This is a genomic window from Bacillus cereus group sp. BfR-BA-01522 (assembly GCF_022662635.1).
GTDB classification, from domain to species: Bacteria; Bacillota; Bacilli; order Bacillales; family Bacillaceae_G; genus Bacillus_A; species Bacillus_A cytotoxicus.
On record NZ_JAKUDY010000067.1, the window covers coordinates 1 to 225 of the forward strand.

A 225-nucleotide genomic window follows, 5' to 3' on the forward strand; every position below is an offset into this window, starting at 1 on the left:
GAACTTGAAAGGTTGTAGAATCAAGGATGCGAATGCGCTCAAAGTAAGCAGAAAGAGAATGGGAAATCTTAGATAACCCTCCAATTTTAGCTTGTAGAAGTGTAGTAAATACAATTCGAAAGAAAGCTACAGAAGCTGAGTTAAAGCGTCGATTAAGTCCCTCCGGACTCAATAAAATTCCTGTTGAGGTTTCTAATTGACTACAAAGTTGAGTAAGAGAGGTAG

At 38.2% G+C, this 225-nt stretch carries 1 pseudogene; it reads right to left on the reverse strand.

Going from position 1 to position 225, the window contains the following annotated elements:
• Positions 1-225 (reverse strand): annotated as a pseudogene (locus tag MR059_RS22545) (IS4 family transposase); the annotation flags it as partial.